We start from the raw sequence: 610 nt of genomic DNA, 5'->3' as shown, positions 1-610 counted from the left end.
GATCACGGCCGCCACCCGGCCGATCTGACGCTCCGTGTGTCGGTCGAACAGTGCGAGGAACAGGGCCTCCTTGCCCGAGAAGTTCGAATAGAAGGCGCCGCGGGACAGATCCGCGCGGCGGCAGATCTCGTCCATCGACGCGGCGTGGTACCCCCGTTCGGCGAATACGTCCAGGCCCGCGTCGAGGAACCGCTCCACGCTGCGTGCGCGGGTCTGCTCGCCCTTGGCCACGGCTCCTCCGTTTCGTTGACGACCGGTGTGATGCGTGTCATGCTAGCGATAAGTAGAACGGCGAGTCTAGTTATGAATCCGAGAGGCGGGCCATGGCCGAGGAGAATTCGACGGGACCGGACGGCTTCGCGCCGGACGCGATCGTGGTGGGGGCCGGGCTCGCGGGTCTCGTGGCCGCGTACGAACTCTCGCGGGCGGGCCGCAGGGTCCTGATCGTGGATCAGGAGAACCGCAACAACCTCGGTGGCCAGGCGTTCTGGAGCCTCGGCGGTCTGTTCCTGGTCGACTCACCCGAGCAACGCCGCCTCGGCATCAAGGACTCCTTCGAGCTGGCCTGGCAGGACTGGACCGGCTCGGCCGGTTTCGACCGCGAGGACGA

Annotated in this window: 2 protein-coding genes; one reads left to right on the top strand and one right to left on the bottom strand. The window is 67.2% G+C overall.

Annotated elements, in window-relative coordinates:
- Positions 1-231 (bottom strand): TetR/AcrR family transcriptional regulator (locus FK268_RS23375; RefSeq protein ID WP_146437837.1); only part of this gene is annotated, 231 nt, incomplete at its 3' end.
- A 92-nt stretch (positions 232-323) separates the two neighbouring features.
- On the opposite strand from FK268_RS23375, the gene FK268_RS23370 reads away from it, so the two are divergent.
- Positions 324-610, top strand: a 287-nt coding sequence (locus tag FK268_RS23370; RefSeq protein ID WP_146437836.1) for an FAD-dependent oxidoreductase, incomplete at its 3' end; no start/stop codon positions are given.

The organism is Tsukamurella sputi (assembly GCF_007858445.1).
In the GTDB taxonomy this organism is placed as follows: Bacteria; Actinomycetota; Actinomycetes; order Mycobacteriales; family Mycobacteriaceae; genus Tsukamurella; species Tsukamurella sputi.
The sequence above is the reverse complement of the archived record's forward strand: the minus strand, read 5'-3'. Positions and strand labels throughout refer to the sequence as shown.